Annotated in this window: 7 protein-coding genes; 4 read left to right on the top strand and 3 right to left on the bottom strand. The window is 58.9% G+C overall.

The features are described 5' to 3' along the window. Nucleotides 1-7 precede the first annotated feature (7 nt). Both ABNH18_RS00965 and ABNH18_RS00960 read left to right on the top strand, forming a co-directional pair. A complete protein-coding gene (locus ABNH18_RS00965; RefSeq protein ID WP_349381016.1) occupies nucleotides 8-1,057 on the top strand; it encodes a hypothetical protein in 1,050 nt (349 codons plus the stop codon). Between the two features lie 134 nt (nucleotides 1,058-1,191). Beyond that, entirely contained in the window at nucleotides 1,192-2,001 is an 810-nt protein-coding gene (locus ABNH18_RS00960; protein WP_349381015.1) for a putative RNA methyltransferase, read from the top strand. Between the two features lie 120 nt (nucleotides 2,002-2,121). Here ABNH18_RS00960 and ABNH18_RS00955 read toward each other — a convergent pair whose 3' ends face one another. Further along, on the bottom strand, nucleotides 2,122-3,738 hold the full coding sequence (locus ABNH18_RS00955; protein WP_349381014.1) for an FAD-dependent monooxygenase: 1,617 nt from the start codon (nucleotides 3,736-3,738) through the stop codon (nucleotides 2,122-2,124). A 171-nt stretch (nucleotides 3,739-3,909) separates the two neighbouring features. Between ABNH18_RS00955 and dinB the strand changes: the two genes are divergently transcribed. Beyond that, nucleotides 3,910-5,037, top strand: coding sequence for a DNA polymerase IV (gene dinB, locus ABNH18_RS00950; RefSeq protein ID WP_349381013.1), 1,128 nt, complete (start codon nucleotides 3,910-3,912; stop codon nucleotides 5,035-5,037). Nucleotides 5,038-5,264: 227 nt separating this feature from the next. Here dinB and ABNH18_RS00945 read toward each other — a convergent pair whose 3' ends face one another. Then, nucleotides 5,265-5,480, bottom strand: coding sequence for a hypothetical protein (locus tag ABNH18_RS00945; RefSeq protein ID WP_349381012.1), 216 nt, complete (start codon nucleotides 5,478-5,480; stop codon nucleotides 5,265-5,267). Between the two features lie 377 nt (nucleotides 5,481-5,857). On the opposite strand from ABNH18_RS00945, the gene ppnN reads away from it, so the two are divergent. Then, entirely contained in the window at nucleotides 5,858-7,225 is a 1,368-nt protein-coding gene (gene ppnN / locus ABNH18_RS00940; RefSeq protein ID WP_349381011.1) for a nucleotide 5'-monophosphate nucleosidase PpnN, read from the top strand. Nucleotides 7,226-7,446: 221 nt separating this feature from the next. Here ppnN and ABNH18_RS00935 read toward each other — a convergent pair whose 3' ends face one another. Next, nucleotides 7,447-8,217 carry a 3-hydroxyacyl-CoA dehydrogenase gene (locus ABNH18_RS00935; RefSeq protein ID WP_349381010.1) on the bottom strand — a complete coding sequence of 257 codons (771 nt, stop codon included), beginning with the start codon at nucleotides 8,215-8,217 and terminating at the stop codon, nucleotides 7,447-7,449. Nucleotides 8,218-8,305 lie beyond the last annotated feature (88 nt).

Raw genomic sequence — 8,305 nt, 5'->3', positions numbered from 1 at the left:
CAAAGCCATGGCCCCACTGACGGATCCAGCCGCCAATTCTGATCATGCCGTCGACGAGGCACTCAAGGCCAGCAAGGCACTAAAACCGGCAGCACAGCTGGTTGTACAGAATCGCCTGCGCTTGCGACAAGCCGCCCTGATGATGACTAACAACCAGTTTACTCAGGCCCGGGAAATATTGAGCACAATAGAAACCGCCAGCCCCTCCGGTGCGCAGGCAGGCCTGTTAATGGCCGAAAGTTTTCGCTTGGAAAACAATACCAAGCAGGCAAAAAACTGGTTTCTTCGCACGGCCCGGCATTTCCCCTACCGCCCGCAAACCTTGTCTGGATTGATAAGCGCCGCCCGCGACCAGAGAACAACAAACCCAGGCCTTTCCCTTGCCCTTTACAGCGAAGTGGAAACACAAAGCCAATTTGCCCAAGACCAGCTCACCACCCTGATGGCAAGCGGGCACATTGATCCGCTGACCGTTATTTTTCCGTCCGAAATCGATAACGATGTGCGCGAAACGCTATTAAAACACTGCCTGCACCACCCGGACCTTAACCTACTTCACGCCTCTTCCAAGCTGCAAGAAGCCGTGACAACCCTTTTGCAACTGCAGGCACAAAACCGTCGATTAACCGAGCAGCTCAGTGCATTAACCCAAAAACTGGACACCTACCAGACACAACGCAGCCAGATTGAATCCTCCATCACTACCAATAGCAGCCAACGCACCTCTCTAAAGGAACAACTGATTCCCCATGATTTCAGCCCGGCCCAGACACGCATCCGCCAACAGCTCACCCGACTGAATAACCAGCAAACCCGCCTGCAGGCGCAAATCGCTTTTATCGACCAGGCCAGCAAGTCCCTGCCCAGCATTATCGACAAGATCGACCGTCAAAGCCGCCAACTTCACAACACTGCCATGTCTCAACTCAAGGAAAGCCAGGCCGACGTGGAAACCGTTCTGAATAAAAGCTACCAGGCATATCTGAGTGACCTGCGTAACCTGACCGCAGAATCAAAGTTGCAGCGGGCTGAAATACAAATATCCACCTCGCCGTAATGCGCTTGGACACGTGACCATTTCGCCTTCCTTTTCTTTCCCACCTTTGCTTCTATCTCTGCCTGCCTCAGCCCTACCTTTTCCCCTCGCCCTGTGGTTCACTGCCGGCATCACACCCCGGAACACGGTCTGCCATGCCCACACTCAAATGCCCCAGTTGCGAACAGGTCCTGCACCTTAGAGGGAGTAGCTGGCACTGCGACAACGGCCATCAGTTCGACCGCGCCAAGCGTGGTTATACCAACCTGTTGCTGGCACAGCAGCGTCGCTCCCGGTCCCCGGGGGATGACAAGGCCATGGTGCAGGCACGCACCGCCTTTCTTGAGTTAGGGCGTTACCAGCCGTTGGCGGATGCCCTGCTGGCCCATTTGCCAGATGAAGAGCCTGCCTGGCTGGATATCGGGTGCGGTGAAGGCTGGTACAGCGAGCAGTTTGCCCAGCGACTGGGCGGCGTGAATGGCGTGGGCGTGGATATTTCCAAGTTTGCAGTGGATGCCGCCGCCAAGCGCAATAAGCGCATGACCTGGCTGGTGGCCAGCGGCGCACGGCTGCCCTTGTTTGATGGCACCCAACAAACGGTGTTTGTGCTGTTCACCCGCTTGTTCGTGGATGATATCGCCCGGGTGTTGCAGCCCGGCGGTGAACTGATTGTCGTCGGCACGGGGGAAACGCACTTGCTGCCGCTACGCGAAGCCCTGTACGACGATGTGCGCCAGAGCAGCTTTGATGCCGGCAAGTTTCTCGATGAACGCTTTGAGCGGCTGTCCAGCGAGACCCTGCATTGCGAATGGGTGCCGGAATCGGAAGAGGAACTGCGCAACCTGCTGGCCATGACGCCCCATCACTGGCGGGCACGGCCGGATGCCAAGGCCGGCATCGGCGCCTTGGCGGGCAAGCCCATGAACGGGCATTTTGTGATTCAGCGCTGGCGGCGGTTGGGGTAGATTGCGTGTTCGATTAAGCGTGATGTCGGATTACGGCTACGCCTAATTCGACCTACAAAACCCGTGTTCCTGGTAGGTCGAATTAGCCTGAAAGGCGTAATCCGACACCGCACACTCCCATCACTCGGCTCTCTTCCCAAGCACTCGCTCCAGATACCCCAACAAATCATCCGCATTGCTCACCGGCGCCCGGTAAGCTAGGTGCCCATCCGGGCGCATCAGCCAGAGCCTGCCACTGCCGCCAAAGGCATCGGCAAACTCGCCCTCCTGATCACGCCAGATGCGAGTGGTACCTTCACGGGGCACATCCTCATCGGCGGTGGTGCGGGCGGTAATCACCGTCAGGTGCACGCGCTCGCGGTATTCCTGCCCCAGCCGGTCACTCAGGGCGTACATCACCAACCGCTCGCTATGCTCAGGCCGTTCGCTCAGCTGTAAAAGCAGGTGATGAACCGGTTTGCGCAACAGGCCATGCAACTGATGCAGGTGCCCAGTGCGCACGGATTTCAGCGCTACATCCGGCAACCGGTCGCCGGGCAATGGTCCCTGATGCCGCCAGCCCACGTCGGCTTCCGGACCACAGGTCACCAACGGCGAATTGCGATAATGCACATCCAACTGACTGGCCGTGCGCAAAATGCGGCTGGAAATATTGGGGCGGCTACCCGCCAGTTTCAGCAATGAATCGCGGCTACGCCGCAGCAGTGGCAGCTTCACCAATGACGCCCGCGACAGCATGTCCACGCCGTACAGCATTTTCTCTGCCACCGGGCGACGTTCCTGCTCGTAGCTGTCCAGCAGCCCCCCTTGCCCAAACCCTTTGAGGTAGAACGCCAGTTTCCAGCTCAGATTAAATGCATCGGCCAAGCCGGTGTTCATTCCCTGGGCACCTAACGGGCTTTGTACGTGGGCCGCATCGCCGGCCAAAAACACCCGGTTGCGCCGAAAATGCTGTGCTAACCGGCGCTGCACGGAAAATTGGCTGAGCCACTGGGGCTCGCCCAGCGCCGGCGCCTCACCGAGAATGGAGGTTAACCGCTCGACAAAGGGCGCGAGGCTTAATGGTGCTTCGGGGGGCTCACTGCGGGCCATGATCAGCCGCCAGCCCTGCGGCAGGGGCAAGGCCAGCAGCAGGCCTTCTTCCTGCAGGAAACCATGGGAGTGATCATCGCGCCAGGGCGCGTCCCAAGGCACATCCGCCAGCAAAAAATGTTCGCTGTGATCCACTCCTTTGAAGCCGATGCCAAGCTGCTCACGCACAGTGGAGCCCACCCCATCGGCCCCCACCAGCAACTCGGCACTCAATGTCTGCACCTCCGCTCCCTGACGGATACGTGCCTGCACGCCGCTACCGTCCTGGCGGAAATCCAGCAGTTCGGCACTGCGAATCAATTCGCCGCCCAGCATTCGGTAACGGTCGATCAGCACCGCCTCCACCTCGGATTGCGGGCAACTGAGCACCCATGGGTACGGCGCTTTCAGGGTGGTGAGATCCAGCTCGAAAAGGAAGCCTTTGTCGCCATAGACCGACACGGCCTTGAGCCGTCGCGATGCCTTGCGGATCGGTGCCAGCACGTCCAGCGCATCGAAAATTTCCAGCGAGCGGGCATGCAGGCCCAGTGCCCGCGAATACGGCGACGGCGCCTCCAGACGATCGATAATGCAACAATTGATGCCGTGACGGCGCAACCCGATACCCAGTGCCAGCCCGGTGGGGCCCGCACCAACAATCAGCACCTGCGGTGTGAGGTTCTCGGTAATGGCGATGGTACACTCTCCTTATGGCACCCTTCTGGTACCGCTGCCTGGCGCAATGGCCATGGGGTCGTCCGGTTTGTCTGACGCACGCCGCTGTATCTCTGGCCTGCAACGGTCGCGCCAACACGTGAACGCTTACCCGAGCTCATCATGGCACATTCCACGGCGCCCTCCATGGCGCCTGCATCGCGTAAAATTATCCACGTGGATTGCGACTGCTTTTACGCCGCCGTGGAAATGCGTGACGATCCCAGCCTGCGCGGCCGCCCGGTGGCAGTGGGCGGCGACCCGCACCGGCGCGGCGTTATTGCTACCTGTAATTACCCGGCCCGGCAATTTGGCGTGCATTCGGCCATGGCATCCTCCCAGGCCCTGCGACGCTGCCCGGAACTGGTTATTGTGCCTCCGAACTTTGACAAATACCGCAAAGTCTCGACCCAGATCCATGAGATTTTTCGTCGTTATACAAGTCTGATCGAACCTCTGTCACTGGACGAGGCCTTCCTGGACGTAAGCGCCAGCGATCAATTCGATAATAGCGCCACCCGGATTGCCCAGGCATTACGCCAGGATGTTCGCAGGGAAGTGGGCATTACCGTCTCCGCCGGCGTCGCCCCCAACAAATTCCTGGCCAAGGTGGCCAGTGACTGGCGCAAACCCGACGGGCTTTTCGTGATTCCCCCGGCCCAGGTCGAGGACTTTGTGGCGGCCCTGCCAGTGAAAAAAATTTCCGGGGTGGGCCGGGTCACCGGTGAGCGCATGGCCGGCCTGAACCTGAAAACCTGCGGCGACCTGCAACAGTTGAGCCGGCTGGAGCTTGGCCAGCATTTCGGCAGTTTTGGCGAGCGGCTTTATCACCTGTGTCGCGGTGAAGACAGCCGCCCGATCCAGACCGGCCGGCGGCGCAAATCGGTATCGGTGGAACGCACCTACGACAAGGACCAACCCACCCTGACGGACTGGCTCAGGGAGTTGGATGGCTTAATCGAAAAATTGAAGGAGCGGTTTGCCAAGCTGGATCAGCACTACCTGATCAGCGGGCTGACCGCCAAGGTGAAGTATCAGGATTTTGTCAGCATGAGCTGCGACAAGGCGGGCAACGACCTGGATGCCGCCCATTTCGAGGCCCTGTTTCGCCAGCTCTGGGAGCGGCGCGAAGGCCCTGCCCGCCTGCTGGGCATCGGCGCCCGATTACGCGACCTGAAAGCCCCCCAGCAACCAGACTTATTCCCGGAGGAACGGGACAAGGCACTGCATAGCCAGCGAAACAGGATGTGACAAGAGGCGCAGCACGCTACACGCCTCAAGCAACAACACGTGGAAAGACCGGAGGTAAGTTGGCGTACCCTCACCCCGCGCCGAACCTCTATAGGCGGGTCGACACGTAGGTTGAATAGCCTGAAAGGCGCAATCCAACATTTACCTCAATCCGCAGCGCCCTACGTTTGAAATGCTGGCAACACATCATTCGCGTTGGCGCCTGTGGCGTGCAGCGTCTCGCGCCCCTAGTGCAGCCGCGAACAAACCCGGTTATGCAGATGCGCCGGGATCAGCCCATCCATCAATTCCCGGCCGCGGCGCTGCACCGGCTCCATTTGCGCATCCAAATAGGCATCCAGCGTGGCCACACAATCAGCGCAACGAGTCACTGTGACCGAATCCGGGTGCTCGGACGCCGCCTTAACGGCTTGTTCCAGTTGGTTCAAATATTTGAGCAACATGGTTTGCTCCTGAGTCTCACTCTCTGCTGAGGCCTGTTCAGCGGCCCCGAAACTGATCAAGTCTGGCCAATAATAACGACAACCTCATGACAATGCGTTGCCCCATATCAACAAAACAGGCAACCAAGCCTATACCGGAAAGGCCATCCTTGATGTTAAATCGGACGCACGGGCCGGCCTGTCGTTCCCAGGCGAAATGTAAAAATGCCGGCCCGCCGACGGGTGGACGGCCAGTGGCACCATGCTTGAAAGCGGCTCCCTCACCCCCCAACACTCCTTTCTCACCCGGACTACGGTACTCTCCCAGAAAGAGAACACTGAACTAGAACGCAATACTGGCATTCAACAACTCTGACGATTTGCGACGGACCGACCTTATGACCGAAACGGTATCGACCATTGTGGCGCCGGAAGGCAGCCTTGAAGTACTTAGCCAACATGAAGTGGAGCGCCTGCGCGACACTTCCGGCAGCGGGTTGCATGACCTGCTGCGCCGCTGCGCACTGGCGGTACTGAACTGCGGCACCCCCACCGATGACAGCCGCGAGGTGCTGGAGACTTACCACGACTTCGACATCGAGGTGATTCAGGAAGACCGGGGGCTGCGCCTCAAGCTGGACAACGCCCCCGCCGGCGCCTTTGTTGACGGACGCATGATTCGCGGTATCCGCGAGCACTTGTCCGCCGTATTGCGCGATATCGTCTACGTGGCCAACGAGATTCAGAACAACGACCGTTTCGACCTGAACAACAGCGAAGGCATTACCAATGCTGTGTTCCATATTCTGCGCAACGCCGGGGTGCTGAAAGCCGGGGCATCACCGAACTTGGTGGTCTGCTGGGGCGGACACAGCATCTCCCGCCATGAATACGATTACAGCAAAAGCGTGGGCTACCAGCTGGGCCTGCGGCACAAGGATATCTGCACCGGGTGCGGCCCCGGCGCCATGAAAGGCCCGATGAAAGGCGCCCATGTGGCCCACGCCAAACAACGGGAAAAAGAAGGCCGCTATCTGGGCATTTCTGAGCCCGGCATTATTGCCGCCGAAGCGCCCAACCCCATTGTTAACGAACTGGTGATCATGCCGGATATCGAAAAGCGGCTGGAAGCGTTTCTGCGCCTGGGCCACGGCATCATCGTGTTTCCCGGCGGGGTCGGCACCACCGAAGAAATTCTCTATTTGCTCGGCGTCCTGTTGCACCCGGACAATGCGGACATTCCATTGCCCATGGTACTCACTGGCCCGGCCAGCAGTGCCGACTACTTCCGCCAGGTGGATGCCTTTATTCGTTATACCCTGGGTGACAAGGCGGCAGAGCGCTACCAGATCATCATCGACGACCCGGAAGCCGTCGCCCTGGCCATGTGCCACGGCATCGACCGTCTGACCCTGTTCCGCCGGGATAACGACGATGCGTTCTATTTTAACTGGCGCCTTAACGTACCACTGGCATTCCAGCACCCGTTCCTGCCCACCCACGAGGCCATGGCCGCACTGAACCTGGACACGGATCAACCGGTGCACGAACTGGCGGCCAACCTGCGCCGCGCCTTTTCCGGCATCGTCGCCGGGAACGTAAAGGAATATGGTATCCACGCCATCGAACAACACGGTCCCTACAAACTGCACGCCCCCAACGCGCTGATGACGCATCTGGATGAACTGCTCAAAGCGTTTGTAGAACAACAGCGCATGAAACTGCCGGGCAGCCACTACCAGCCGTGTTATGAGTTGGTGGGGTAAAAAACAACATCGAGCGACCAGTCACTCTCTGCGAGGGAGAGCAAAGCCTGTCTTGTACTCGGTGAACTTTCTGCTCTCTGGGGTGGAACATTTTGATCTTGGTTTTTATCGCCCCGCCCGCGACGCTCTTCCTACAGCGACTTCGTAGACAGCAAAAAGCCCCGGAAATCCGGGGCTTTTTCTTTTCACTCATCGCTCGCAGCTAGTCGAGCGCAGCTGCCTTAGCGAGGCTGCATACGGATACCACCATCGATACGGATGGTTTCACCGTTGAGGAATGTGTTCTCGATCATGTGGCACACCAGCTGCCCGTATTCCTGCGGGTGGCCCAGGCGTTTCGGGAACTGGGTCATTTCGATCAGCGGCTGCTTCACCTTGTCCGGAGCTGCATTCATCAGCGGGGTGTTAAAAATCCCCGGGGCGATGGTGTTGCAACGAATACCCAGCGGCGCCAGATCACGGGCGATGGGCAGTGTCATGCCGACCACGCCGCCTTTAGTCGCCGCATAGGCTACCTGACCCACCTGGCCATCAAAAGCCGCTACCGAGGCGGTATTCACAATCAGGCCACGCTCGTTGTCTTCACCCGGCTCGTTCTCGGCCATGGCCGCCGCCGCCAGGCGCGCCACATTGAAGGTACCGATCAGGTTGATCTGCACCACCATGTTAAACACACCCAAATCGTGGGGCTTGTTCTCACGGCCCACGGTCTTCATGGCAGACCCCACACCGGCACAGTTCACGCACACGTGGATAGCACCAAACTTGGCTACGGTGGCATCCACCGCCGCTTTCACAGACGCTTCGTCGGTCACATCGGTTTGAGTGAATGCCGCATTGTCACCCAGTTGGGCCGCCACTTCCGGGCCGCGTTTATCGTCACGATCAAAAATCATGACCTTGCCGCCCTTGGCAACAATCGCTTCTGCAGTCGCTTGCCCCAGGCCTGAGGCACCGCCCGTAATCACGGCCACTTTATCGGTAATATTCATATGCTCTCCTTCTTGTGAAAGGTAGAAAGGTAACGAGGGCCCATAAAAGGTTACCCGGAGTATACCCAGCCCGGCCAAGCGTCTCATT

The organism is Alcanivorax sp. (assembly GCF_040118815.1).
Classification (GTDB): Bacteria; Pseudomonadota; Gammaproteobacteria; order Pseudomonadales; family Alcanivoracaceae; genus Alcanivorax.
This window is presented reverse-complemented; position numbering and strand designations above follow the sequence as displayed.